21 protein-coding genes and 1 tRNA gene are annotated in these 25,105 nt (G+C 51.9%); 16 read left to right on the forward strand and 6 right to left on the reverse strand.

All coding sequences use genetic code 11. From position 1 onward, the window contains the following. Positions 1 to 24: 24 nt before the first annotated feature. Positions 25 to 1,077: a hypothetical protein gene (locus tag TALK_RS20995; RefSeq protein ID WP_085621128.1), complete on the reverse strand. Its 1,053-nt coding sequence runs from the start codon at positions 1,075 to 1,077 to the stop codon at positions 25 to 27. Positions 1,078 to 1,200: 123 nt separating this feature from the next. Then, positions 1,201 to 2,214: a LysR family transcriptional regulator gene (locus TALK_RS21000; RefSeq protein WP_085621129.1), complete on the reverse strand. Its 1,014-nt coding sequence runs from the start codon at positions 2,212 to 2,214 to the stop codon at positions 1,201 to 1,203. 222 nt (positions 2,215 to 2,436) lie between these two features. Between TALK_RS21000 and chvE the strand changes: the two genes are divergently transcribed. The 4 genes from chvE (at position 2,437) to araD (ending at position 8,287) form a co-directional block, all read left to right on the forward strand. After that, a complete protein-coding gene (chvE, locus tag TALK_RS21005) occupies positions 2,437 to 3,516 on the forward strand; it encodes a multiple monosaccharide ABC transporter substrate-binding protein (protein WP_085621130.1) in 1,080 nt (359 codons plus the stop codon). A 152-nt stretch (positions 3,517 to 3,668) separates the two neighbouring features. Then, positions 3,669 to 5,189, forward strand: coding sequence for a multiple monosaccharide ABC transporter ATP-binding protein (gene mmsA / locus TALK_RS21010; RefSeq protein ID WP_085621131.1), 1,521 nt, complete (start codon positions 3,669 to 3,671; stop codon positions 5,187 to 5,189). Between the two features lie 11 nt (positions 5,190 to 5,200). Beyond that, positions 5,201 to 6,385 carry a multiple monosaccharide ABC transporter permease gene (gene mmsB, locus TALK_RS21015; RefSeq protein ID WP_085621132.1) on the forward strand — a complete coding sequence of 395 codons (1,185 nt, stop codon included), beginning with the start codon at positions 5,201 to 5,203 and terminating at the stop codon, positions 6,383 to 6,385. A gap of 153 nt (positions 6,386 to 6,538) precedes the next feature. Then, positions 6,539 to 8,287, forward strand: a complete 1,749-nt coding sequence (araD, locus tag TALK_RS21020; protein ID WP_085621133.1) for an L-arabinonate dehydratase — start codon at positions 6,539 to 6,541, stop codon at positions 8,285 to 8,287. Positions 8,288 to 8,436: 149 nt separating this feature from the next. Here the strand turns inward: araD and TALK_RS21025 are convergent. Both TALK_RS21025 and TALK_RS21030 read right to left on the reverse strand, forming a co-directional pair. Next, positions 8,437 to 8,513, reverse strand: a tRNA-Val gene (locus TALK_RS21025). 79 nt (positions 8,514 to 8,592) lie between these two features. Next, positions 8,593 to 9,276: an HAD family hydrolase gene (locus tag TALK_RS21030; RefSeq protein WP_085621134.1), complete on the reverse strand. Its 684-nt coding sequence runs from the start codon at positions 9,274 to 9,276 to the stop codon at positions 8,593 to 8,595. Between the two features lie 239 nt (positions 9,277 to 9,515). Between TALK_RS21030 and glmU the strand changes: the two genes are divergently transcribed. The 9 genes from glmU (at position 9,516) to rfbA (ending at position 19,604) form a co-directional block, all read left to right on the forward strand. After that, positions 9,516 to 10,859: a bifunctional UDP-N-acetylglucosamine diphosphorylase/glucosamine-1-phosphate N-acetyltransferase GlmU gene (gene glmU / locus TALK_RS21035; RefSeq protein ID WP_085621135.1), complete on the forward strand. Its 1,344-nt coding sequence runs from the start codon at positions 9,516 to 9,518 to the stop codon at positions 10,857 to 10,859. 69 nt (positions 10,860 to 10,928) lie between these two features. Continuing rightward, positions 10,929 to 12,752: a glutamine--fructose-6-phosphate transaminase (isomerizing) gene (gene glmS / locus TALK_RS21040; protein ID WP_085621136.1), complete on the forward strand. Its 1,824-nt coding sequence runs from the start codon at positions 10,929 to 10,931 to the stop codon at positions 12,750 to 12,752. A 361-nt stretch (positions 12,753 to 13,113) separates the two neighbouring features. Next, entirely contained in the window at positions 13,114 to 14,289 is a 1,176-nt protein-coding gene (locus TALK_RS21045; protein WP_245830069.1) for an MlaE family ABC transporter permease, read from the forward strand. 3 nt (positions 14,290 to 14,292) lie between these two features. Further along, on the forward strand, positions 14,293 to 15,096 hold the full coding sequence (locus tag TALK_RS21050) for an ABC transporter ATP-binding protein (protein WP_085621137.1): 804 nt from the start codon (positions 14,293 to 14,295) through the stop codon (positions 15,094 to 15,096). Continuing rightward, entirely contained in the window at positions 15,083 to 16,057 is a 975-nt protein-coding gene (locus TALK_RS21055) for an MlaD family protein (protein ID WP_085621138.1), read from the forward strand. The genes TALK_RS21050 and TALK_RS21055 overlap by 14 nt, the downstream gene beginning before the upstream one ends. After that, positions 16,057 to 16,653, forward strand: coding sequence for a PqiC family protein (locus TALK_RS21060; protein WP_085621139.1), 597 nt, complete (start codon positions 16,057 to 16,059; stop codon positions 16,651 to 16,653). Before TALK_RS21055 ends, TALK_RS21060 begins: the two co-directional genes overlap by 1 nt. Positions 16,654 to 16,760: 107 nt before the next feature. Further along, positions 16,761 to 17,822 carry a dTDP-glucose 4,6-dehydratase gene (gene rfbB / locus TALK_RS21065; protein ID WP_085621140.1) on the forward strand — a complete coding sequence of 354 codons (1,062 nt, stop codon included), beginning with the start codon at positions 16,761 to 16,763 and terminating at the stop codon, positions 17,820 to 17,822. Next, entirely contained in the window at positions 17,819 to 18,730 is a 912-nt protein-coding gene (rfbD, locus tag TALK_RS21070) for a dTDP-4-dehydrorhamnose reductase (protein ID WP_085621141.1), read from the forward strand. Before rfbB ends, rfbD begins: the two co-directional genes overlap by 4 nt. Next, a complete protein-coding gene (gene rfbA, locus TALK_RS21075) occupies positions 18,723 to 19,604 on the forward strand; it encodes a glucose-1-phosphate thymidylyltransferase RfbA (protein WP_085621142.1) in 882 nt (293 codons plus the stop codon). The genes rfbD and rfbA overlap by 8 nt, the downstream gene beginning before the upstream one ends. A gap of 20 nt (positions 19,605 to 19,624) precedes the next feature. On the opposite strand, the gene rfbC is transcribed toward rfbA, so the two are convergent. Beyond that, a complete protein-coding gene (gene rfbC, locus TALK_RS21080) occupies positions 19,625 to 20,182 on the reverse strand; it encodes a dTDP-4-dehydrorhamnose 3,5-epimerase (RefSeq protein ID WP_085621143.1) in 558 nt (185 codons plus the stop codon). 77 nt (positions 20,183 to 20,259) lie between these two features. Then, positions 20,260 to 20,961, reverse strand: a complete 702-nt coding sequence (locus TALK_RS21085) for a hypothetical protein (protein ID WP_085621144.1) — start codon at positions 20,959 to 20,961, stop codon at positions 20,260 to 20,262. Positions 20,962 to 21,152: 191 nt separating this feature from the next. Between TALK_RS21085 and TALK_RS21090 the strand changes: the two genes are divergently transcribed. The 3 genes from TALK_RS21090 to groL all read left to right on the forward strand — a co-directional run bounded on the left by TALK_RS21090 (position 21,153) and on the right by groL (position 25,004). Beyond that, positions 21,153 to 22,601, forward strand: a complete 1,449-nt coding sequence (locus TALK_RS21090; protein WP_139833901.1) for a hypothetical protein — start codon at positions 21,153 to 21,155, stop codon at positions 22,599 to 22,601. 402 nt (positions 22,602 to 23,003) lie between these two features. Beyond that, a complete protein-coding gene (groES, locus tag TALK_RS21095; RefSeq protein WP_211274869.1) occupies positions 23,004 to 23,291 on the forward strand; it encodes a co-chaperone GroES in 288 nt (95 codons plus the stop codon). 57 nt (positions 23,292 to 23,348) lie between these two features. Next, the gene (gene groL / locus TALK_RS21100; RefSeq protein WP_085621147.1) at positions 23,349 to 25,004 is read left to right on the forward strand and encodes a chaperonin GroEL; all 1,656 of its coding nucleotides are present in this window, start codon (positions 23,349 to 23,351) and stop codon (positions 25,002 to 25,004) included. Positions 25,005 to 25,105: the final 101 nt, after the last annotated feature.

Here is a 25,105-nt window from a genome sequence, read left to right on the forward strand (position 1 = left end):
GTTGTCAATGAATGTAAACAACACCTAGGCGCAGCCTTCAATCAAGGTGATGCTACGGCCACCGGCATGGATGGCTGAAACAATACCATCCGGGCCGGTTTCAAACCGGATGCCCGATGTTTCGGTCTTGTCCGTCCACCATGTCAGATAGCGGCTATCGGGGCCCTCATAGTCATTTTCCTGATCAATCAATTCCTTGCCATAGGCCGCGCGGACATCATCGATTGTGTTGCCGACGGTAATGCCGCGGTCGGTGCGGATCAGGCTGGTGGCGATGTCGTATTCATCGGCATAGATCGAAATACGTGCCAGTTTGCCATCTCGTATCATAAAGCCCAGTCCGTTCGGCCCGGATGCTGGTTGCAGGTCGTAGCAGGTGGATTGTTCTGTTTGCAGGTTGTCGTCGCGGCTTGACGTCATTGGCGTGATCATGTGCGCGCGTATTTGATCGTCGGTCATGCCAATTTCAACCGGGCCATAACCGTCTGGTGAAAGGATGGAAAGCGGGGTGTTTATGGCATCCAGGACCTGTATGTCAATGATGGCGATCCCATCGGCAACGGTGATGGCGCTGGTTTCAACCCGCTGGCTTAGATAGGTTTGCAGGTCATAGTAATGCTCCCAGTTATCCGGAAGAACCAAATTCTCACGGGGCTCCAGACACAGGTATTTTGCGTCTTTAAGCTTTGATGCCTGTTCAAGGGCGACGCTGGCGGGGATTTCCATGCACAGGGTTTGGGGCAGATCATTTAACCAATCGACCGGAATGCCATGACCATCGCAAATGGCCGGATCAAACCGGACATCGCAATAGGGCAGGACAATGCTTTGCAAAACCAGATCGAAGTTCAGCGGACCCTGATCAGCATAGGTGATCAGGGTGGATATGGTTTCTGCGTCAGGATCGAGAATTTGATAATGGTTCAGGTTCCACACGACATCATCGCGCAGATCAAACAACACATAGGGGGCGTTGCCGGTCGTATTGGCATTGCCGTCCTGTGCCGCGGCAAGATGGCCGTTGCCTGTAATCCCGGCAAGGATCACGACAAAGATGGTCGTAGAAACGAAGCGCATATTCCGATCCGATCGGTATGGTTGTTTATTTGTTAAAAGCCCGGTCCAAAGACAGCCTAAGCGAAACACATGTCGTTGCGCTACTTGCATTTGGTTTGACGGGCAGGGCAAAACGATACGGGGTCAGGCAGGCAGGGTTGTTGCGGGGGTTTCAGCTTTGGGTTTTTCTATCCGGGCAAGAATGTGGTCAGACACCAGTTGTGCTGATGGCGACAGGCGATGGCCACGTGCGGTAATCAGGCTATAGGGTTTAATTTCAATGGTATCGTCAAATGGTAGTTCGGCGATCATGCCCCCGATGCTTAGCAATGAAGTGACTTCTTCGGCCATGGGGGCGATGGCGTCTGTGCCCGACAGGGTCGATAGGGTTACCAGAAGTGATGCCGAATTCAGACTGGAATGGGGCAGTGACAAATGGCGCGAGATAAATACATCCTCGATCGTGCGGCGCATCAGGTTGCCCGGCGGCGGCAATATCCATTCAAATTGGGACAATCGGTTTAACGATACCGGTTTGGTTTCCGATAACAAAGGGTGCCCGGCGCGCACCATCAGGCGGATTTTCTCGCTTCGGATTTGACGGATGTTAAATTGACGCGGGTCCATGTCTTCGGGGATGCGGCCAATGACGAAATCATGATCGCCTGCCAGCAAATCCTTGATCAGGGAATGAGATGGTCCGATCGATACATGGGCTTCGAGCAGGGCATTGATCGATTGTACCGTGCGGATTGCAGGAACAACCAAATCAACCGCCGCGGCAGTAACCGCGCCAACGAAAACCGTACCGCCGCCATGCTTGATATCCTCGATCTCACGTTCTGCCTCGCGGATTTCAATCAACATGCTGCGTGCGCGCCGCGCCAGAGCCCGGCCCGCATTGGTCATTTCAATGCCGCGCGACCCGCGGACGCAGAGCCGGGCTTCAAGGATTGTTTCCATTTCCGATAACAGGCGTGATGCCGCCGGTTGCGATGTTTGCAGCATGCTGGCAGCCTGGCTGATTTGCCCGGTTTCTTCCATCGCGACAATCATGCGCAGGTGGCTAAGCTTAAGGCCGCGCTGGAAAAGGTTTCCGGATCGAAACAGCAATGATTTTGCCGAGCTTAGCGGCAGTGTTTTGGTCGGTTCGGTCATGATCGTCCTCCTTGCCTGAGGATTTTAATATACCATTTTTGATATGCAAGTTTCGAAATTCGTTATTTGATTGTTATGTCTGGCGTCGGAATAATGGCCGCGTATCTCGTGGGAAGACGGGGTGCGACATCAAACGAAAAACAAAGATGCGGCGAATGCAGGCAGGTTGCCTGAAAAGTCGGGCAAAAGACTGTAAGGCTGCGTCTTGTAGGGAGGAAAAACATGAAACGTCTCAGTGCCGTAATGGCAGGGGTCGCCTTTGGCGCGGCCGCAATGATGAGCCCGATGATTTCCGGCGGTTATGCACATGCCGCCGATAAAGGCTATGTCGGGATCGCGATGCCTACCAAATCTTCGGCACGCTGGATTTCGGATGGCAATTCGATGGTCAAGCAGTTTGAAGAAGCGGGTTACAAAACCGATCTGCAATATGCCGAAGACGATATTCCAAACCAGCTTTCTCAGATCGAAAACATGATCGTCAAGGGCGTCGACGTTCTTGTGATTGCGGCTATTGATGGTACCACGCTGTCAAACGCGCTGGAAAATGCCAAGGCTGCCGGGATCAAGGTTTTTGCTTATGACCGTTTGATCCGCGAAAGCGGTGATGTCGATTATTATTCGACTTTTGATAACTTCAAGGTCGGTGTTCAGCAGGCAAGCTCGCTGGTTGATGGCCTTTTGGCGCAGGGCGAGCCGCCGTTCAATGTTGAGCTATTTGGCGGTTCACCTGACGATAATAACGCCTATTTCTTTTATAACGGCGCAATGTCGATCCTGCAGCCGTTGATCGACGAAGGCACTGTTGTTGTCAAATCCGGCCAGATGGGCATGGACAAGGTTGGTACACTGCGTTGGGATGGTGCGGTTGCACAGGCGCGTATGGATAACCTGTTGTCGGCCTATTACACCGATGACCAGATTGATGGCGTTCTGTCGCCTTATGACGGGCTGTCGATTGGTATCCTGTCGTCGCTTAAGGGCGTTGGGTATGGTTCTGGCGATATGAAAATGCCGGTCGTTTCAGGTCAGGACGCCGAATTGCAGTCGGTCAAATCGATCCTGGCTGGTGAACAGTATTCCACCATTTTCAAAGATACCCGTGAATTGGCACGTGTGACCGTTTCGATGGTCGACAGTGTTCTTGCTGGTAAAGAACCGACCATCAATGACACCAAAACCTATGACAACGGTGTCAAAATTGTACCGTCCTACCTGTTAGAGCCGGTCATGGTCGACAAATCCAACTGGGAAGAAATTCTGTTGGGATCGGGTTACTACACCAAGGACGAAGTTAAGTAATCTGCTGATCTGATTATTATGATGGGGCGGGCTCGCTCTGATTTGCAAGCCCGCCTTTTTCTTGCGTCTGTTGGCAACCCGATTGCCGCATGAAAACGAGATCGCGGCCGAGAATAAGGCCGTTGCAAAAGCAACGGCAGTGGGAGGACCGGATGGATACCATCCTGGAAATGCGCAGCATCACCAAAACCTTTCCGGGGGTGAAGGCGCTGGACGATGTTAGCCTCAAAGTGGAACGTGGTGAAATTCACGCGCTTTGCGGTGAAAACGGGGCGGGAAAATCGACCCTGATGAAGGTGCTGAGTGGTGTTTATCCAATCGGCACCTATGAAGGCGACATCCTTTATGACGGGGGTGTGCAGCAATTTAAGAATATCCGCGACAGTGAAGATCGCGGCATTATCATCATTCATCAAGAACTGGCCCTTGTGCCGTTGTTGTCGATTGCCGAGAACATCTTTCTGGGTAATGAGATCAGTGAAAACGGTGTCATCAACTGGCCGGCGACATTCGCACGTACGGGTGAATTGCTGGGCAAGGTGGGGTTGCGGGAAAATCCGGCGACACTGGTGACCAATATCGGTGTTGGCAAACAGCAACTTGTTGAAATTGCCAAGGCATTGTCGAAAAAGGTTAAACTTCTGATTCTTGACGAGCCGACGGCAAGCTTGCAGGAAAATGACAGTCAGAAGTTGCTTGATCTTTTGCTGGAATTCAAGGCGCAGGGGATCACATCGATCCTGATTTCGCACAAGCTGAATGAGATCAACCGGGTGGCAGACCGGATCACGATCATCCGTGATGGCAAGGCGATTTCGACCCTTGATTGTCACGGTGGCAAGGTCACCGAGGATGATATCGTCAAGGATATGGTCGGGCGTGATATGGCGCACCGTTATCCTGAACGGACCCCGAAAATTGGTTCGAAACTGATGGAAGTCCGCAATTGGACCGTGACCCATCCGCTTCATCCCGAACGACAGGTTGTTAAAAACGTCAATATCAATGTGGCAGCAGGCGAAGTTGTCGGTATTGCCGGTTTGATGGGGGCCGGGCGCACCGAACTTGCCATGAGCATCTTTGGCAAATCCTATGGTGCGGATATCAAAGGTGATGTGACGATCAAAGGGCAGTCGGTTGATGTTTCAACCGTTGAAAAGGCAATTGCATCTGGGCTTGCCTATGTGACCGAGGATCGCAAGGAAATGGGACTGGTGCTTGACGAAAGCATCACCACCAATATTACGCTGGCCAATCTTGGCGGGGTCGCAGAACATGGCGTCATTAACGAAGGTGCCGAGCGTAGCGTTGCCGAAGAATACCGCCAGAAAATCAATATTCGCACGCCAAGTGTCGGGCAAAAGGTTGTCAATCTTTCCGGCGGTAATCAGCAAAAAGTCGTTTTGTCTAAATGGCTGTTTGCCGGGCCGGAAGTCCTGATTTTGGACGAACCGACACGCGGTATCGATGTTGGTGCGAAATACGAGATCTATACAATTATCAACCAGCTGGCAGCCGATGGTAAGGGGGTCATCATGATCTCGTCGGAGATGTCGGAGCTTCTGGGCATGTGCGATCGCATCTATGTGATGAACGAAGGTGAGATCAAAGGGGAACTGGCAGCCAATGACGCAAGCCAGGAAAAAATCATGCGCATGATCCTGAAAGCGTAAGGAAGAATACAATGACGGAACACTCTACCAAATCGGTTGGATATTATCTTCGGACCCATGTACGTGAATACGGCATGGTTGTCGCGCTTGTCGTTATTCTGGGGTTTTTCCAGGTTTTGACCGATGGTGTGATGCTTAAACCGGTCAATCTGACCAATCTGTTTTTGCAAAACAGCTATATCATCATCATGGCTGTTGGCATGTTGCTGGTGATTGTTGGCGGGCATATTGATCTGTCGGTTGGATCTGTTGTCGGATTTGTCGGTGCACTGGCCGCTGTTATGATCGTGCAATGGGATATGCCGGTTGTGGTGACAATCCCGGTTTGTCTGGTCGTTGGCGCGATTATCGGTGCGATTCAAGGGTACTGGGTGGCCTATTGGCGCATTCCGGCCTTTATCGTTACGCTGGCCGGGATGCTTGTGTTTAAGGGGCTGACACTTGCACTTTTGGGCGGGGCATCGGTTGGACCGTTTCCTGATAGCTTTCAGGGAATGTCATCGGGCTTTTTGCCTGATTTCTTTGCCGGTGTGATCGAGGGCCGCTTTAACCTGTTTTCGATGGTGCTTGGTCTTGCGATTACGATCATTTTGCCGGTTCTTGGACTGCGTCAGCGCGCCAAGCAGGCGAAATTCGCCGATGTTGAAGAACCGATGGTCTTTTTCATCGCCAAGCATGCGGTTGCCGGTGCGGCAATCCTGTTTGTGACCTATTTGTTATCGACTTATCGCGGGTTGCCGAACGTCCTGATCATCATGGCGCTTTTGATTGCGATCTTTACCTTCGTCACCAACAGCACGACGCTGGGTCGTCGCATTTATGCGCTGGGCGGCAATGAAAAGGCAGCCAAGCTTTCGGGCATCAATACCAAACGTCTTACATTTTTGACTTTTGCCAATATGGGCATGCTGGCGGCTTTGGCCGGTCTGGTGTTTGCGGCACGTTTGAATACGGCCACGCCCAAAGCGGGGTTAGCGTTCGAACTTGACGTGATTGCGGCGGTGTTTATCGGCGGTGCGTCGATGTCGGGCGGGGTTGGCAAGGTGATCGGTGCGGTGGTTGGCGCCTTGATCATGGGCGTCATGAATAACGGCATGTCGATTATTGGTGTCGGTATCGATTGGCAGCAAGTCATCAAGGGCTTGGTGTTGCTCGCCGCGGTGATCTTTGACGTCTATAATAAGAACAAAGCGTAACAATATGCAGACGATGAACGGCAGGGTTTCAATCTGGATTGGTTGCCCCCGCATGGCAACTCTGAAACCGTGTCGTTCAAAGGCCCGCGTGCAAGGGACTACCTTGCACGGGATCGGACCCGTCTCGATAAAAAGTTAAAAAGGAAAACGGGCATGACAAAGTTCAAACCAGCAGCCTGGCCGCGTGTATTACGGTCGCAAGAAGGTTGGTTCGGCGGAACCAGCAAGGACAATATCTATCACCGCAGCTGGATGAAGAACCAGGGCTTGCCTTCTGATCTGTTTGATGGTCGTCCGGTGATTGGGATTTGCAATACCTGGTCACAGTTAACGCCGTGTAACGCGCATCTGCGCGATCTGGCGGATCGGGTCAAACATGGCATTTACGAAGCCGGTGGCTTGCCGCTTGAATTCCCGGTTTTTTCAGCCGGGGAAAGCACGCTGCGCCCGACGGCGATGATGTTCCGCAACTTGGCGGCCATGGATGTCGAGGAAGCGTTGCGCGGAACCCCGCTTGACGGTGTTGTTCTGATGGTTGGCTGCGATAAAACCACCCCGGCTCTTTTGATGGGGGCGGCCAGTGTTGATATTCCGGCGATTGTTGTAACCGGTGGGCCAATGTTGAACGGCAAATGGCGTGGTCAGGACATTGGTTCAGGTACGTCACTTTGGCAGCTTTCCGAGGACCGCAAGGCGGGCAAAATCAGCACCGAAGACTTCCTTGAAGCTGAAATCGCCATGTCGCGGTCACCCGGTTCGTGCAACACGATGGGGACTGCATCAACTATGGCCAGCATGGCCGAGGCATTGGGCATGGCGCTTTCGGGCAATGCCGCGATCCCCGCAGTCGATAGCCGCCGTCGTGTGATGGCGCATATCACGGGCCGTCGCATTGTTCAGATGGTCAAGGATGACCTGAAACCATCCGATGTGATGACCAGGGACGCGTTTGAAAATGCGATCCGGGTTAATGGCGCGATTGGTGGCTCTACCAATGCGGTGATCCATTTGCTGGCGATTGCAGGCCGGGTTGGTATTGACCTGACACTTGATGACTGGGACCGTTTGGGACGCGATATTCCAACGGTTGTCAATTTGCAACCATCGGGAAAATACCTGATGGAAGAGTTTTTCTATGCTGGCGGTTTGCCGGTTGTAATTAAGGCGCTGGGCGAGGCCGGCAAGCTGCATAACGACGCGCTGACCGTTTCGGGCGAGACCATGTGGGATCAGGTCAAGGATGTGAAGAACTGGAATGATGATGTCATTCGTCCGTTCGAAAAGGCCCTGACCCAAAGCGGTGGCATTGCCGTTGTGAAAGGCAATCTGGCGCCCAATGGTGCGGTTTTAAAACCGTCGGCGGCAACCCCGGCCCTGATGACCCATCGCGGGCGAGCTGTGGTGTTTGAGGATATCGACGACTACAAGGCCAAGATCAATGATGAAAGCCTTGATATCGACGAAAACTGCATCATGGTTTTAAAAAACTGTGGGCCGAAAGGCTATCCCGGTATGGCCGAGGTCGGCAACATGGGCCTGCCACCCAAAGTGTTGCGCAAGGGGATTACGGATATGGTCCGTATTTCAGATGCCCGCATGAGCGGCACGGCCTATGGTACGGTTGTTTTGCATACTTCGCCCGAGGCCGCCGCCGGTGGGCCGCTTGCGGTCGTGCAAAATGGCGACGTGATCGAACTTGATGTGCCCAACCGCAAATTGCACCTTGATATTAGTGATGCGGAGCTAAAGGCCCGTCTGGACAAGTGGAAAATTTCGGTCCCGGTGCCGATCAGCGGCTATGCATCGCTTTACTATAAAAGCGTGATTGGCGCGGATAAGGGGGCTGATTTCGACTTCCTTGTCGGCCATCGCGGCAAGGAGATTCCGAAGGATAGCCATTAGGCGCAAAGGCAAGCTATTAAAGTTATTCTAACTTCAGAACCGGCTGGCAAGAAGTTGCTGGCCGGTTCTGTCTGGAATCCTCAGGCAAATAAATACGAAAAATTATCGTCGCTGGAAAATTTTATGGGGAAGCTAACTTTGCAGGAGAATGGTGGGCGTAACAAGATTCGAACTTGTGACCTCTCCCGTGTGAAGGGAACGCTCTAACCAGCTGAGCTATACGCCCGAATGCGGAATGTGCGGCCCGGTTGGGTGCGTGTTTTTCCGTCGGTAGCGCGGGGTTATAAGCAGACGTTCCCAGGGTGTCAAGCCGCCTGTTTGATGATTTTTTCTATTGCGTCAGGCAGGGTTTCAAAGGCCGTAACAACCGCATCGGCGCCAAGACTTTTGGCACGTGTAGCATCGACTTCAAAGGCGACCGCAATGGCCAAAATGCCAAAGTCGCGGGCGGCATTGATATCATTGGCATGGTCGCCAACCATTATGGCAATATCGCCATTCACCCGGTCATAGCCAATCTGATCAAGGGCAAAGCGAAGGTGGCCACCATCGGGCTTTTTGACCGATGTAGCATCACCACCCGCAACGACCGAAAACAAATTCGAAATGCCCAGAAGATCAAGAATACGTTCGCAAGGGGCTGTCGGCTTGTTTGATGCCAAACCAATGATCCAGCCATCAGATGAGAGTTTGCGAAGGGTGGTTTCGGTATTGGCAAACAGGTGGGTCTGGGCGTATTTGGTTGCAACATAACGCTGATTGAAATCGATGTTCAGCTTATCAAGGGAGGCGGCGCTGAGTTCAACGCCGCGTGCGGAAAAGGCGCGCATGGTTAGCATTTTTGTACCATCGCCCAGCATGGCTTCCAGTTCGTGCCGTATCAGTGGTGGCAGGTCGTGGGCAGCCAGCAAATCATTCATCGCAAATAGCAAATCATCAACCCCGTCAATCAGGGTGCCATCAAGGTCGAACAGGATGAATTTTGCCATTTTGCAAGACTGCCTTTGAAAACGGGATGCGGTTTATCGGACCTTAACCGAAATGATGCCATTAACAAACGGTAACATCTGCTAACAGCAAGTAACAAAACGTGATTCTTTCGGGGCTTTTGCCTTTGGGGATTATGGGTTAGGAGTTGCTTTATATCGATTGTGGCGGTATCGGGCATGCAATCCGTACCGTGATTAAAGGGGACGCCGTGCAACGCATGGCAAAACAGGGTTAAGGCATGTCGCGTGAATTAAGTGTTGTGGTTCTGGCTGCGGGTATGGGAACGCGGATGAAAAGCGCACTTCCCAAGGTCATGCATAAGGTTGCTGGCAAGCCGATGGTCAATCATGTGATTGATACGGCGGGCAAACTAAATACGGCCAAAACCATGGTGGTTGTGGGGCCTGATATGCCCCAACTGATTGCCAGTGTTTCCCCGTATTCGACGTTTGAGCAAACAGATCGTCTTGGTACGGCACATGCCGTTCTTGCCGCCAAAGACGCCTTGATTGGTTTAACCGGTAATGTGCTGGTTCTTTATGCTGACAGCCCGCTATTTACCGCAGAAACCCTGAAGCGACTTGTGAATGCGCGTGAAGCCGGGGATCACGCCGTGGCGGTTTTGGGTTTTTGCCCGGATGATCCGACCGGTTATGGTCGTTTGATCACTGATCCCAATCATGGCGGATTGATTGCGATTGTCGAAGATAAAGAATGCAGTGACGCGCAGCGTGCGATTAATTTCTGCAATTCCGGCGTGATGTGTTTCCGGGCTGAAACCATGATTGAAACCCTTTCGGCAATCGATAATCAGAATGCTAAGGGGGAATATTACCTGACAGATGCGGTCGAGGTTGCCTGTGCAGCAGGCCAAAGCTGTGTTGCGGTTGAGGTTGATGAAGACGAGACGCTTGGCGTTAATTCACGCAGCCAGCTTGCCGTGGCCGAGGCCATCATGCAGGAACGCTTGCGCGAGGCTGCTATGGAAAATGGTGCGACGCTGATTGATCCGATGTCGGTGTTTTTTTCATCTGATACTAAACTGGGCCGCGATGTGATTGTCGAACCGCATGTGGTGTTTGGTCCCGGTGTCACCGTTGGTGACGATGTGATGATCAAGGCGTTTAGCCATCTCGAAAGCTGTGTGGTGGCCAATAATGCCGATATCGGTCCCTATGCCCGTCTGCGGCCGGGGGCGGAAATTGGTGTTGGTGCGCGGGTTGGCAACTTTGTTGAAATCAAAAAATCCGTGGTCGAGGATGGAGCGAAGGTCAATCACCTGAGCTATATCGGCGATGCCCGGGTTGGGGCGAAGGCCAATATCGGCGCTGGAACGATCACGTGCAATTATGACGGATATCGTAAATACCATACCGATATCGGGGCAGGGGCTTTTGTCGGGTCGAATTCGGCCTTGGTCGCACCGGTTAAAATTGGTGATGGCGCGATTATTGGGGCTGGCAGCACGATTACCGGTACGGTCGAGGCCGATGCATTGGTGATTGAACGCGCGCCAAGGATCGATAAAGCCGGCTGGGCGCGGCTGTTTCGTGAAAAGATGAAGGCCCTTTTGGGCAAGTAACAGGAATTTGCGTGGTGGGCCCGGGCCCGGCGCAATTTGAAAAATTTCGACTGGGAAAGACAAAGCAACATGTGCGGCATTATTGGCATTATCGGCAAAGACAGCGTCAGCGACCGTATTCTTGAAGGGCTGAAGCGCCTTGAATATCGCGGGTATGATAGTGCCGGGATTGCGACCCTTGTGAACGGTGATATTGAACGCCGTCGGGCCGAGGGAAAGCTGATCAATCTTGCCAACCGTCTTGTTGAACAACCGCTTGCCGGTGATGTCGGTATTGGTCATACCCGCTGGGCGACCCACGGTGTGCCGACCGAAAACAATGCGCATCCCCATACCGATGGCAAGGTTGCTGTTGTGCATAACGGGATCATCGAAAACTATCAGGAAATCAAGGCGGAGCTATCGGCCAAAGGCCGTTCGTTTGCCACTGATACCGATACCGAGGTTGTCGTGCATCTGGTGTCTGATTTCCTAGATCAGGGCAAAACCCCGCGCGAAGCCGTTGCCGCCACCCTGCATCGGATCGAAGGTGCCTTTGCGCTGGTGATCATGATTGCCGGGCATCACGATGTGATTTTTGGTGCACGGCGCGGAACACCGCTTGCGGTTGGTCTGGGCGAGGGTGAAATGTATCTTGGTTCTGACGCGATGGCATTGTCGCATCTGACCAATAAGCTTATTTACCTTGAAGAAGGCGATTGGGTCGAACTGACCCGTGAAGGCGTTCAGGTTCGTGACGAGCATGATAATGACGTTACCCGCGAAACCAAGCTGTCGGCGGTTTCGGGTGCTATGATGGGTAAGGGCAACTATAACCATTTCATGCAGAAAGAAATCTTTGAACAGCCAGCCGTGATCGGCGATACGCTGCATGCCTTTATCAATCCGGCAACGCGCACGATCAAATTGCCCGAAATGCCGTTTTCCTTTGACGATGTTAGCCGTTTGACGATTGTTGCGTGCGGTACATCGTTCTATGCCGGAATGGTGGCCAAGCATTGGATCGAACGTTATGCCGGGCTTGGCGTTGACGTCGATATCGCATCGGAATTCCGTTATCGCCGCCCACCGCTTCCGAAAGGGGGCGTTGCGCTGTTTATTTCCCAATCGGGCGAGACGCTCGATACCTTGGCAGCCCTGCGTTATGCCAAATCCAAGGGCCAGAAGATCGTATCAATTGTGAATGTTGCAGAAAGCACGATTGCACGTGAAAGCGATGCGGTGTTGCTGACCTATGCCGGGCCGGAAATCGGTGTGGCATCGACCAAGGCATTCACGACACAACTGACCGTGCTGGCCTGTCTTGCTGTGACGATTGGCCGCGATAATGGTACTCTTTCCAAGGACGAAGAAGCCGCGATCGTAAATGCGCTAACCGAGCTGCCTAAACACGCTGCCGAAGTTCTGCATCACGACGACGCGATCCGTGAATTGGCGATCAATATCGCCGATGCGCGTGACGTGCTTTATATTGGGCGTGGCCTTGGCTATCCGATTGCCATGGAAGGTGCGCTGAAGCTTAAGGAAATTTCCTATATCCATGCCGAAGGTTATGCTGCGGGCGAAATGAAGCACGGCCCGATTGCCCTGATTGATCAATCAGTTCCGATCATCGTGATTGCACCGTCCGACGAGCTTTTTGAAAAAACCGCATCAAATATGCAGGAAGCTGCGGCACGCGGTGGCCGGGTGATTTTCCTGTCAGATGCGCAGGGCCTTGCGAAGCTTGGCGATATCGCGTCCGCAACGGTCGAGTTACCGAAGGTCGCGGATTTCGTGGCACCAATCCTGTATACAATCCCGGTTCAGATGCTGGCCTATCATGTGGCAGTGCATAAGGGCACGGATGTGGATCAGCCCCGGAACCTTGCCAAATCGGTGACGGTGGAATAAGCGCATATTTTCAGACGCTGAAAACGAGTGTTGCTGGAAATTTGTTGCGGTGCTTTATGCGTGCCGTGATTATCTTGTGGCGGCTTTGTTGAAAAAGTGCCTTTTGGTGGAACTATCTATTTTTAGTTTCAGAATCGTTTTAATTTTCAATACCGAATAGTCAGCTCATATTTGGGGTTTAGGCTGCAACTCGATGTTGCACTTGGGCCCTGAATCGCGCAATGCTTTGCTAAGGTTGGTATTTTGCTGGCGCATTCGAAATGAGGGCTATGATTAATTCGGTATCTGAAAGTGTTCGGGGTTTTGGCAAGGTTCGAAGTCCTGCGGGAACGTTGGTGTCCTTGAATTTGTATCGTGGGATATGATGCAGGATCGCCACAAAGAAGTATCCGAGAATAGCCAGACTGAAAATCTCGGTGCTCATCGCTGGACAATGCATCGTGAAAACGGACAGGTTGTTGTTGTTATTTCCGGTGACTGGATCGCACGGGAAGGCGGCATGTCTGTTGGGGCAGCTGATCATATTCTTGGTCATGATGCAGACACGGCAGAAAAAATTTCCTTCGATGTCAAAGACGTGGGCCGCTGGGACAGCGGATTGATCGCCTTTTTGTGGGAATTGCGTTCCGGTGCGGCGGTCCGAGATATGGTGTTTGATGATGCCGCCTTGCCAGCGTCGGCCCGACGATTGCTGGCATTGGCAAGTGCCAATGAAATCGACGTTGCTGTTCCTGCCGATAATTCATCTTTAAGTCACCAGCTTGGCGGATGGGTGATTGGTCTGGGGGGCAAAATATTTGGGGGGATCGAATTTTTTGGCGACGTCTTGCTAGGCAGCGTGGTCGGTTTGCGCGGACAGTTAAAGATGCGCGCGGTCGATCTGTTGGATTGCATTCTGGATGCCGGTAGTTTGGCTTTGCCAATTGTTACCATTGTCAATTTCTTGGTTGGTGGAATTCTGGCTTTTGTCGGCGCGGTGCAGTTAAGCCGGTTCGGGGCCGAAATTTTTGTCGCCAATCTGGTCGGGATTGCCGTTGTGCGTGAAATGGCGGCGGTTATGACCGGAATTGTCATGGCCGGGCGTACTGGTGGGGCCTATGCTGCACATATTGCAACTATGCAAAGTAACGAAGAAATTGATGCATTGAATGTGATCGGCATTCCCGTGCGCGATTATTTGATTCTGCCGCGTGTTCTGGCACTGACGGCGATGATGCCGCTATTGTATCTTTATGGCTGTGCAATTGGAATTTTGGGCGGATTGACTGTTGCGGTCGGCATGCTTGACCTGACACCGACGGCCTTTTTCGAACAGATCAGGCTGGCAATTTCGGGTTCTCAATTTCTGTTCGGTTTTGGCAAAAGCATCGTTTTCGGTGCCTTGGTGGCGATTGTTGGTTGCCGGATCGGGTTGCAAGCTGGGCGCAGTGCTGCGGATGTCGGGCGTGCTGCGACCAGTGCTGTGGTGATCGGGATTGTCGGGGTGATTGCCGTGGATGCGATCTTTGCGATCTGCGCCAATGCGGTGGGGTTCTAAGCGATGGCAAGACAAACACAACCGATTAGACTCGAAGTATCTGACCTGACGCTGGCATACGGATCAAACGTCATCCAGCGTAATGTATCGTTCAATGTTGCTCGCGGATCGATTTTTGCTGTTATGGGCGGAAGTGGCTGTGGCAAAAGCACCTTGTTAAAATCCTTGATTGGGTTGCTGCGACCTGTAACGGGTTCTGTGCAATTCGCAGGCGAGAATTATTGGGGCGTGTCGGCCGAAAGACGGAGCGAGATCGGTCGGGAGTTTGGTGTCCTGTTTCAGAGCGGCGGATTGTGGAGTTCGTTAAGTGTCGCGGAAAATGTTGCTTTGCCGCTGCGCATGTTCACCAGCTTGAATGAAGCATCAATCAATATGCTTGTCCGGTTGAAACTGGCATTGGTTGGGCTTGGCCCGGCGGCCGATGTGATGCCCGCAGACCTGAGTGGTGGTATGCGTAAACGCGCAGGGCTGGCACGTGCGCTGGCGCTTGATCCTGAAATCTTGTTTTTTGACGAACCATCGGGGGGGCTGGACCCGATTACGTCCAAGCGGCTGGATGATCTGATCCTAGATTTGCGGGACGGGCTTGGGGCGACGATCATTTTGGTCAGTCATGAATTGCCCAGTCTGTTGTCAATTGCCGATGCGGGGATATTCCTTGATGCGGATACACGTCAGCCGGTTGCGCATGGATCACCCCGCGAATTGCTTGAGACATGTGACCATCCAACCGTTCGTGCCTTTATGAACCGCGAACGCATGACGACAGTGGAAAACACGGGAGGACATCAGGATGGCCGTAAATAGATCCGCACTTGTTGGTGGCTTCGTTCTGGGTGCGATCATACTGGTCGTTGTTGCCATTCTTTTGTTTGGTGGCAGGTCCTTGTTTGCAAACAAATCCCGTGCAGTCGTGTTTTTTCAAGGTTCGGTTGCAGGTTTGCAGATTGGTGCGCCTGTTACTTTTCGTGGCATGAGAGTCGGTTCTGTTCGGTCTATATCGCTGCAAATCAATTCTGACGAACTAACCGCCACGGTGCCGGTTTTCATTGAACTCGAAGAAGACGGGGTCACCATGAGCAGTAATGCAGATGCTGATATGCCCGTGGATGTTGAAAAGCTGGTTGAGGCAGGGTTGCGGGCACAACTGACGGCGCAAAGTCTGGTGACCGGACAGTTCGCTGTGGAATTGGATATGAAGCCTAATACGCAGGCCTATCTGGATGGAACCGATATGGGGGCACCGGAAATTCCCACGCTGCCATCCGAATTTCAGAATATCAAAGAACAGTTTTCGGATCTTCCGTTGCGCAGTCTGGCCGAAAGGGCTGTACGGACGTTGGAATCGCTTGAGGTGCTGTCCGCGAATCTGAATAAGGAAATCGGGCCGAGCGCGAGCAGTCTGCGGGCAACTTCGGATGCCGCGCGGCAAGCTGTGATTATGGCAAACGAGGCTGTGAGTGTGTTGCAGACAGATGTCAGCCGAACGTTGAAAAATATTGACCGATTGATTGCTACCGGTCAGATGCAGCTTGATAAAAGTGGTCCTGCACTTGACCAAACGCTGGAATCGGCAAATCGGGCGATTGGGCAGGCTGAAACACTGATGAGTTCCGTCAATAGCCTGACCGATCCGCGTTCACAAATGCGCGCCGATCTGGAAGCTGCGATACGGGATCTGGCGGCTTCGGCAAGTTCGTTGCGCGGGTTTGCCAGTGAGATAGAGCGCAATCCCGGTGCAATCCTGACCGGGAGAGGAGGACGTTGATGCGGATGCTGAGAAATCGTTGGCGTTTACCTGCCATTGCGACGATTGCCGTCTTTATGGCGTTGGGAGGGTGTGCGAGTGTCGCACCACGTATTTACCTGTTGGGTTATCCATCAGATGTCACACCGGTAATGCGCGATGAAACCGGACTACCAATAATTGAGGTGGAGCCGGTTTCTGTACCTGATTTTCAAGATAGTCGTGATATTTTGGTCCGTAAAGGCGACAATGAACTGGTTGCGGATCCGCTCGCGCGATGGGGGGAACGGTTATCGGTTGGTATGACCCGTGCCCTGACAGCAGCATTGGCCAAAAGGCAGCCAGATTTTCGCGTTACTTCATCCAAGCCGGTTTTAGCTGCTGCGCAAAAGGTGAGGATTGATGTCGATACCTTTGAAATACGCGAGGATGGTTTGTGTCTTTTAGGCGCACGTTGGTCGATCAGCGAAGACGGAGGCCGTCGAACCGCGACGACAGATTATGCCCGTTTTTCAGTCAAAGCGGTTGGTGTGGATACTGGTGCTATTGTTGTTGCAATGACACAGGCGATAGACCAATTAGCTGATCGTATTTCATTGGCCCTGAACGATCATTAAGACCATTTATCTTGTATGTGCGTCGTCTTGGCCTGCCAAATGCGATGACGGTCGAGCATGGTTTCGTTATGTTAATTGCCGGAATAAAATAATAGGCGTGAGGTGTAATGAAACTGATAGTTACCGGTGGCGCAGGTTTTATCGGGTCGGCGGTTTGTCGGCTTTTGGCCGGGCAGAAAAAAGTCGAGGTTCTGAACCTTGATAAACTGACCTATGCCGCCGATTTGCGTACTGTTGAAAGTGTTTCATCGCGTCCGAACTATCGGTTTGTGAAGGAAGATATCTGTAACCGGGTTGCCGTCGCAAAGGTGTTTGATGATTTTCAGCCCGATGCGGTGATGCATCTGGCGGCCGAAAGTCATGTTGATCGGTCGATTGATGGTCCGGCGGAATTTATTCAGACCAATATTGTTGGGACTTTTACGCTGTTGGAAGTGACGCGTGATTATTTCAACGGGCTTCCGAAAGACCGTCAGAAATCATTCCGGTTTCATCATATCTCGACGGATGAAGTCTATGGTTCGCTGGGTGATGAGGGATTGTTTACTGAAAACACGCCCTATGCGCCCAATTCACCTTATTCGGCTAGCAAGGCCAGTTCGGATCATTTGGTGCGAGCATGGCATCATACTTATGGCCTGCCGGTTATCATCAGTAATTGTTCGAACAATTACGGGCCGTTTCAGTTTCCTGAAAAGCTGATCCCGTTGATGATCTTAAATGCCCTTCACGGCCAGGAATTGCCAGTATATGGCGACGGGAAAAATACACGCGATTGGCTTCATGTTGAAGATCATGCCGAGGCGCTTTTTACCATCCTGATCAATGGCCGTATTGGTGAGAAATACAATGTCGGCGGATGTAATGAAGTCGCCAATCTTGACGTTGTTCGCAAGATTTTCGAAACCGTGAAGCGGTTGGAACCGTCCGTGTCGCAAAGTACATTTGATGCGCAGGTACGCTTTGTGACGGATCGCCCCGGACATGATTGGCGTTATGCCATTGATCCCTCGAAGATGCGTGACGAACTGCGATGGGAGCCGCAACACAGTTTTGAAAGCGGTCTTGAACAGACCGTGAAATGGTATTTGTCCAACCGGGAATGGTGGGAGCCGATCCTGAAAAACAAATATGCCGGAGAACGGTTGGGAACGGCGGGATTGAAATGATCAAGGCACTTGTTTTCGGGGGAAATGGCCAATTGGGACGAAGTTTGATGCTTTGTGCCAGGGATTTTCCCGATATCGAGCTAACGTTTCTGGATCGACGCAAATGTGATTTATCCGACCTTGGTGCAATCGGACGTGCCATTTTGGATTGTCGCCCGGATATTGTGATCAATGCCGCTGCTTATACAGCGGTAGATCAGGCTGAAAGCGATATCGAACAGGCATTTTTGATCAATCGTGATGCCGTTCGCGCGATGGCGCAGGCATGTGAAGAATTAAACGCGCCCCTGATCCATTTTTCAACCGACTATATTTTTGATGGAACATCACAACATCCTTATCGCGAAAATGATCCGGTCGCACCGCTTGGCGTTTATGGGACAAGCAAGCTTGCCGGTGAAGATGCGGTTCGGGCCGCAACAGCAAGACACCTGATTTTTCGCACGTCCTGGGTCTATAGTCCGTTTGGCAAAAATTTCGTCAAGACCATGCTGAGCCTGATGGTGCAGCGTGATGTCTTGACGATTGTAAACGATCAAACCGGATGTCCGACATCCTCGGTCGATTTGGCGGGCGCGGTATTGCGCTTGGTGCCCAGTGTCCTTGAAAAAACATTTGCGGGATTTGGAACTTATCATCTGGTGTCCGGCAGCCCCATGACCTGGTTTGATTTTGCGATTCATATCCATCGGGCTGCGGTTGAACGATTTGGGGCAGATTGGGCCGGAAACGAATGTGAAATCAGGCCGGTATCGTCGGATGCATTTCCGACGGTTGCAAAACGACCGGGCTATTCCGTTATGTCGTCACAGAAATTTACTGATACATTCGGGTTTGGGCTGCCTGATCTGGCGGAAAGTCTTGGGGCCTGTTTGGATCAACTTGGCGAGGGCGAAAACAATGCGTAAAGGCATCATTCTTGCCGGTGGAACCGGGTCGCGTTTACATCCATCGACCACTGTTGTGTCAAAGCAATTGCTGCCGGTTTATGACAAGCCCATGGTTTATTACCCGCTGACAACGTTGATGTTGGCGGGGATTAGGGAAATCCTGTTGATCAGCACCCCACGTGATGTTCCGTTGTTTAAGGAATTGCTTGGCGATGGTCGTAAGTGGGGTCTTAGCATCGAATATGCGGTTCAGGATGAGCCGCGCGGATTGGCCGATGCGTTTATTGTCGGGGCGGATTTTATTGCCGGTGATCCGTGCTGTTTGATTCTTGGGGATAATATCTATTTCGGGCACGGCCTTACACAATTGTTGGCCAGTGCCATGCGCCAAACAGCCGGGGCGACGGTTTTTGCCTATTATGTTCAGGACCCGGAACGCTATGGTGTTGTCGAGTTTGATCGGGCGGGGCTGGCGCTTGATATCGAAGAAAAACCAAAGCAGCCGAAATCGAATTTTGCGGTGACGGGGCTGTATTTCTATGACCAGCAAGTTGTCGATATTGCCAAGTCATTAAAGCCGTCTGCGCGTGGCGAAATTGAAATCACCGATGTCAATAACGCCTATTTGAAAAAAGGCCAGCTTCAGGTTGAAAAGATGGGGCGCGGCTATGCCTGGCTTGATACCGGCACTCATGGGGCGATGCTTGATGCCGCCGATTTTGTCAGGACGGTTGAAAACCGCCAGAGCCTTAAGATCGCTTGCCCCGAAGAAATTGCATTGCGTTTGGGGTTGATCGATGTTGCGCATTTCGAAAAGCTGATCGACGGGTTTGGTGCAAGTTCATATCGCGCATATCTGGAAATGACCCTTCGGACCTATGGCCAGATTTAAGACGTAGAGGTTGAGCCGGACTACAAGGCGGGGGTGTTGGCATAATCGTTGAAAGGGGGCGCATTCGCGTCCTTTTGCGAAAGTATGATCAGGCTTTCGTCAATTGGCCAGTCAATATCGAGAGTTGGATCGTTCCACAAAATGGCACCTTCGGTTTCGGGCGCATAGGGGTTGCTGACCTTATAGGTTACCTCGGTGTCGGGTTCGAGGGTCAGAAAGCCATGGGCGAAGCCTTTGGGAATGTAGATCTGTTTCCAGTCTGATGCGCTGATGATGGTCGAAACCCATTTCCCGAAACTTGGCGATCCAGCGCGGATATCGACTGCAACATCATATATTTTGCCCCGCAGAACGCTGACAAGTTTGTCTTGGGCAAAGGGGGGGCGTTGGAAATGCAGCCCGCGAAGGACACCAGCGTCGCGCGAAAGGGAATGGTTGTCCTGCACAAAGGTTTGGTTAATGCCGGCTTTTTCGTATGTAACCCTGTTATAGGTTTCCGAGAAAAAACCCCTGTCATCTTCGAACTTTTTTGGGAAGATTAGTTTGACTTCAGGGATTTCCAGCGATTCAAACTTCATGGATTGCACCTTGGTTTCGGATCAGCAGGCAATCCTTGCACAGGATTGTGACGGCGGGAAATCAATTATCGTTTTGACTATTGGCTGTCAAACTGTGCGAACGGTTTATGTGCGATCAGATAGGCTGAAAAGCGTTTCATGAAAGGGGTGAATTCTGCACCCAAATAATGGCTGAGTTCGCCTGTTTTGATGACTTCCTTGCGGATTGGGATGTTGTTGTCTTTAAACATTCCCGCCGCGATAGACGCGCGTACATTGCTGTCTTCGGCCAAAAATCGTGTAACATGACCCTTGTGATAATCGTTTATAAGGTCTGTACCATTGCGATAGGCGATACCGGGAATTTGGTGCGTATCCAAAAAGATTTTTTGCCAGGAAACCCCCATCGTATAGCCGATTGATGCGGCGGATTCATTCGTTATCGCGGGTGCTTCCCAAAGGCTGTTGGTGATTGTAAATAGCGGCACTTCAGAAGCAACATATGGGCGGGTGTAATTGATCGTTCCGATCGGCAGGCGATATAATTCACCGTCAACAGCGCCGCTGTTAAATTGCACGAAGCTGCGCCGTCCGGGGAACAGCAAAACTTGCAACGTGCAGCCAAGCTTCTGATAAACGTCTTTGATAATCTTGATTGCATGCGTGGAAAGAAAATTTTCCCCCAAGGCACCAATGCGTTTTGGGCAATCTGTTTCTTGTTGTGCTTTGACCTGTATCGGCTGTGAGAGCGCGAAGCCAAGCATCAGGACTACAGCCCAAAAGGTTTTTTTCGGTGTCATTTGTTTGTATGTGCCATTTTACCTCTGGGTAGCTATCCATAAGTATAGTTACAGCTATCCTTATTTCAAGAAGTATTTTGTGGTTCTGTGCCAATTGTGTTTCCATAGGTATGGCTGGGGTACAAATTCACATGCGTTTGCTGTGGTGGGAGCCGATGACGAATTACAGGATTATAAAGGTCGTCTTGCCGGTGCTTCTGCTTGCTGGGTGTGCGACGTCAGAAATATCGGCATTCAAGGAAGCATCATGTTTGGATGTGTTGGCACAATTTGATCAGCACGCTGATGATCTTGGGATTGTGGATGCGGAAACGTCGCCGGTCGCGGGATATCGCTTTTTACGTGCCAACCGTAATTCTGTAATGCTTAAAAAGCGGCTGGACGGGGATGACGATGGTGTTGCCGATCGTGTGGATCTTTGGCGGGACTGGATCGCACAGATGCGAGGCCTTGATCGTGAGACACGCACTAGCATAGCAGCCAGAATGCCTGATTCTTTGGACCAGGAAGCGGCAAGGGCCGAAGAATGTGCCAATCAACTTGCCGATGGTTTGATGCCGAGCTCATTTGCGGATTTGTCACGTGCCGTTTTTGTCCCTGATGATTATCGTGATTTTCAACGAATTGCCGGTTTCTATCCCCTAAGTGCTATCCTCGCGCATTTCGGATACGAAACTTGGAAAGAAGATAATTTCCCAAGTTTCCATTGGTCCGCGGATCAGCTGTGGCGAGCGGGCGATTGGATCGATTATCGCGTTATGGATAAGGACGCTACCGATGTGGCAGGCATCGCTGGCCGAGATAAGGGGGAGATTCCCAAGGATGCCTTTGGTCAGTCACGCCCGGATGCCATTCAGCTTCGATTGCTTGCACAGAAATATGCGCCGGTGTTTCGCATTAAGACGCAGGATAGCAATGACAGGGTCGGAATGCCCGTTTTGCCGGGGGCTGGGCAACAGGCCGATGTTGATGTTGAAACGCCGGTAATTTTCTATCGGTTGTCGCATACCCGATTTGACGGACAGTGGTTGCCCCAGATTATCTATACGATTTGGTTCCCGTCGCGTCCGGCAAAAGGGATGTTTGATATTCTTGCGGGGCATTTTGACGGGATCATCTGGCGGGTGACATTGGGGGCCGATGGCGTGCCGTTGATGCATGACAGCATTCATGCGTGCGGTTGCTATCATTTGTTTTTCCCATCAAGCGGACTGTTTCGAATCAAAGCTCCCGAGGATGGCGATATTCGTGAAACGGCTGAAATGCCAGCCGGTTATCTGACTGCCGCGCAGGTCCGTCATCCGGTCGTGTGGATCGATGCAGTCAGTCATTATGTGCTTGCGATTACGGCCGCGGGTGACGCCGGCAAAGATAGGGGGTCGGTTTTGGCGGCACTTGAACCGGAACGGTTGTTGACCCGGTTGCCATATCAGGATGGCAGCGGTGTCGGTAGTCTATACAGCGACAGCGGGTTCGTGCCCGGAACAGACCGCGCAGAATGGATTGTTTTGTGGCCGATGGGGATTGAAAAGCCCGGTGCGATGCGACAATGGGGGCATCACGCCACGGCGTTCGTCGGGCGTCGCCATTTTGACGAGCCGGGCCTGTTTGATCGCTATTTTGTCCCTGCCGATGATTAGGTCCTGATGCCAAACCAAACGTTTAAGAAATGGTGCACTCGTGGTGGTCAGTGGCATTGGTATTATTGGTAATTCAGGTCGGCAAATGTGATCGTATTGCCTGACAAGGGGCACGACATTGCCACAATAATGTCCTTTGTTGCGGGGGCTGCGCCGTGATAGGCATATGGATCTTTTTTGCGGCGATCTGGCCGATACCGATAGTTGGTGCCTTATTTTTCTCGTAAACGCGAGAGCATCGCTGAAATCATGACATTTTTGCATTTTTGCGTTGTCTTCTGTTGACAAAAACAGATGGATTCAATACATGCTGTTAGCACTCGCCTGGGGTGAGTGCTAATACGGGCTCATCCCGGTTAGTTTTGAAAAATTGAGCCCTAGTTTTTAACGGAGTTGTCGAAAATGAAGTTCCGTCCGCTACATGATCGTGTGCTGGTACGTCGTGTCGAATCCGACACCAAGACTGCCGGTGGCATCATTATTCCTGATACCGCCAAAGAAAAACCGCAGGAAGGCGAAATCATCGCTGTCGGTTCTGGTGTTCGTAAAGAAGACGGTTCGGTTGTAGCCCTTGACGTCAAAGCAGGCGACAAAGTCCTGTTTGGCAAATGGTCGGGCACCGAAGTCAAGGTTGACGGCGAAGAGCTGTTGATCATGAAAGAGTCCGACATTATGGGCATCATGGAATAAGTCAGCCCTTTGGGTGACTTAGGTCCAGGTTCATCCGTCTCATAGAGAGGAAAGAATATTATGGCTAAAGAAGTAAAATTCTCGACCGACGCCCGCGCCAAGATGTTGCGCGGTGTCGACATCCTTGCTGATGCCGTTAAAGTGACACTCGGCCCGAAAGGCCGTAACGTCGTCATCGAAAAATCCTTTGGCGCACCGCGCGTGACCAAAGACGGTGTTACTGTTGCCAAAGAAATCGAACTGTCTGACCGGTTCGAAAACATGGGCGCACAGATGTTGCGTGAAGTTGCGTCAAAAACCGCCGATATGGCTGGTGATGGCACGACCACTGCAACTGTTCTGGCGCAGGCAATTGTTCGTGAAGGCAACAAATCTGTTGCTGCCGGCATGAACCCGATGGACCTGAAACGCGGTATTGATCTTGCGACCGGTAAAGTTATCGAAGCGATCAAAAGTCGCGCTCGTAAAGTTTCGGGCAAAGACGAAATTGCACAGGTCGGCAATATCTCGGCTAACGGTGACCGTGAAGTCGGCGATATGATCGCTGAAGCCATGGAAAAAGTTGGCAACGAAGGTGTTATCACCGTCGAAGAAGCCAAAGGCCTGCACACTGAACTCGACGTTGTCGAAGGCATGCAGTTTGACCGTGGTTACCTGTCACCTTACTTCGTGACCAACCCGGAAAAAATGATTGCCGAACTCGACAGCCCGTATGTTCTCCTGTTCGATAAAAAAGTTTCCTCGTTGCAGCCGATGCTGCCGCTTCTGGAAGCTGTCGTTCAGTCGGGCAAACCGCTTCTGATCATTGCTGAAGATGTCGAAGGCGAAGCATTGGCAACCTTGGTTGTCAACAAGCTGCGCGGTGGCCTGAAAATCGCTGCTGTTAAAGCACCGGGCTTCGGTGACCGTCGTAAAGCCATGCTCGAAGACATCGCCGTCCTTACCGGTGGCCAGGTTGTTTCCGAAGATCTCGGTATCAAACTTGAAACCGTTACGCTGGACATGCTCGGTACCGCCAAAGCGATCACCATCACCAAAGAAGAAACCACCATCATTGATGGTGCCGGTGAGAAAGCTCAGATCGAAGCCCGCGTTGGCCAGATCCGTGCTCAGATCGAAGAAACCACTTCCGATTATGACCGTGAGAAACTGCAGGAACGTCTGGCGAAACTCGCTGGCGGTGTTGCCGTTATCAAAATCGGTGGCGCAAGCGAAATCGAAGTGAAAGAACGCAAAGACCGTGTCGACGATGCACTGCATGCAACCCGTGCAGCTGTTGAAGAAGGCATTGTTGCTGGTGGTGGTACGGCTCTGCTGTACGCAACCCGCGCTCTTGAAGGCGTTGAAGGCGAAAACCACGACCAGACCATCGGTGTCGACATCGTTCGTCGCGCGCTCCAGGCTCCGGTTCGTCAGATTGCCCAGAACGCTGGCGTTGACGGTGCTGTTGTTGCCGGCAAACTGCTTGAGCAGGACGACGTTGAATTCGGCTTTGACGCGCAGAAAGGTGAATACACCAATCTGGTCAAAGCTGGCATCATCGATCCGGCCAAAGTTGTTCGTACTGCTCTGCAGGACGCAGCATCGGTCGCTGGCCTGCTGATCACCACCGAATGCATGATCGCTGAAAAACCGGAAGAGAAATCTGCCGGTGGCGCGCCTGACATGGGTGGCATGGGCGGTATGGGCGGTATGGGCGGTATGGGCTTCTAAGCCTTATCATCAACCGATCTATTGCATAGGGAAAGGGCCTCGCTGTTTGCGAGGCCCTTTTTCGTTTTTCTGTCTCGTCCTGAAATACGTTGTCAGCTATA

Source organism: Thalassospira alkalitolerans (assembly GCF_002115745.1).
Classification (GTDB): Bacteria; Pseudomonadota; Alphaproteobacteria; order Rhodospirillales; family Thalassospiraceae; genus Thalassospira; species Thalassospira alkalitolerans.

What these genes read in the sequence shown, in the direction of transcription:
- glmU (WP_085621135.1), top strand. Translation starts at nt 9,516, where the DNA reads ATGTCGCGTGAATTAAGTGTTGTGGTTCTGGCTGCGGGTATGGGAACG.
- rfbC (WP_085621143.1), bottom strand. Translation starts at nt 20,182, where the DNA reads ATGAAGTTTGAATCGCTGGAAATCCCTGAAGTCAAACTAATCTTCCCA.
- TALK_RS21000 (WP_085621129.1), bottom strand. Translation starts at nt 2,214, where the DNA reads ATGACCGAACCGACCAAAACACTGCCGCTAAGCTCGGCAAAATCATTG.
- mmsB (WP_085621132.1), top strand. Translation starts at nt 5,201, where the DNA reads ATGACGGAACACTCTACCAAATCGGTTGGATATTATCTTCGGACCCAT.
- TALK_RS21085 (WP_085621144.1), bottom strand. Translation starts at nt 20,961, where the DNA reads ATGACACCGAAAAAAACCTTTTGGGCTGTAGTCCTGATGCTTGGCTTC.
- TALK_RS21060 (WP_085621139.1), top strand. Translation starts at nt 16,057, where the DNA reads ATGCGGATGCTGAGAAATCGTTGGCGTTTACCTGCCATTGCGACGATT.
- rfbA (WP_085621142.1), top strand. Translation starts at nt 18,723, where the DNA reads ATGCGTAAAGGCATCATTCTTGCCGGTGGAACCGGGTCGCGTTTACAT.
- TALK_RS21050 (WP_085621137.1), top strand. Translation starts at nt 14,293, where the DNA reads ATGGCAAGACAAACACAACCGATTAGACTCGAAGTATCTGACCTGACG.
- rfbB (WP_085621140.1), top strand. Translation starts at nt 16,761, where the DNA reads ATGAAACTGATAGTTACCGGTGGCGCAGGTTTTATCGGGTCGGCGGTT.
- mmsA (WP_085621131.1), top strand. Translation starts at nt 3,669, where the DNA reads ATGGATACCATCCTGGAAATGCGCAGCATCACCAAAACCTTTCCGGGG.
- groES (WP_211274869.1), top strand. Translation starts at nt 23,004, where the DNA reads ATGAAGTTCCGTCCGCTACATGATCGTGTGCTGGTACGTCGTGTCGAA.
- rfbD (WP_085621141.1), top strand. Translation starts at nt 17,819, where the DNA reads ATGATCAAGGCACTTGTTTTCGGGGGAAATGGCCAATTGGGACGAAGT.
- chvE (WP_085621130.1), top strand. Translation starts at nt 2,437, where the DNA reads ATGAAACGTCTCAGTGCCGTAATGGCAGGGGTCGCCTTTGGCGCGGCC.
- araD (WP_085621133.1), top strand. Translation starts at nt 6,539, where the DNA reads ATGACAAAGTTCAAACCAGCAGCCTGGCCGCGTGTATTACGGTCGCAA.
- TALK_RS21055 (WP_085621138.1), top strand. Translation starts at nt 15,083, where the DNA reads ATGGCCGTAAATAGATCCGCACTTGTTGGTGGCTTCGTTCTGGGTGCG.
- TALK_RS21045 (WP_245830069.1), top strand. Translation starts at nt 13,114, where the DNA reads ATGATGCAGGATCGCCACAAAGAAGTATCCGAGAATAGCCAGACTGAA.
- glmS (WP_085621136.1), top strand. Translation starts at nt 10,929, where the DNA reads ATGTGCGGCATTATTGGCATTATCGGCAAAGACAGCGTCAGCGACCGT.
- TALK_RS20995 (WP_085621128.1), bottom strand. Translation starts at nt 1,077, where the DNA reads ATGCGCTTCGTTTCTACGACCATCTTTGTCGTGATCCTTGCCGGGATT.
- TALK_RS21030 (WP_085621134.1), bottom strand. Translation starts at nt 9,276, where the DNA reads ATGGCAAAATTCATCCTGTTCGACCTTGATGGCACCCTGATTGACGGG.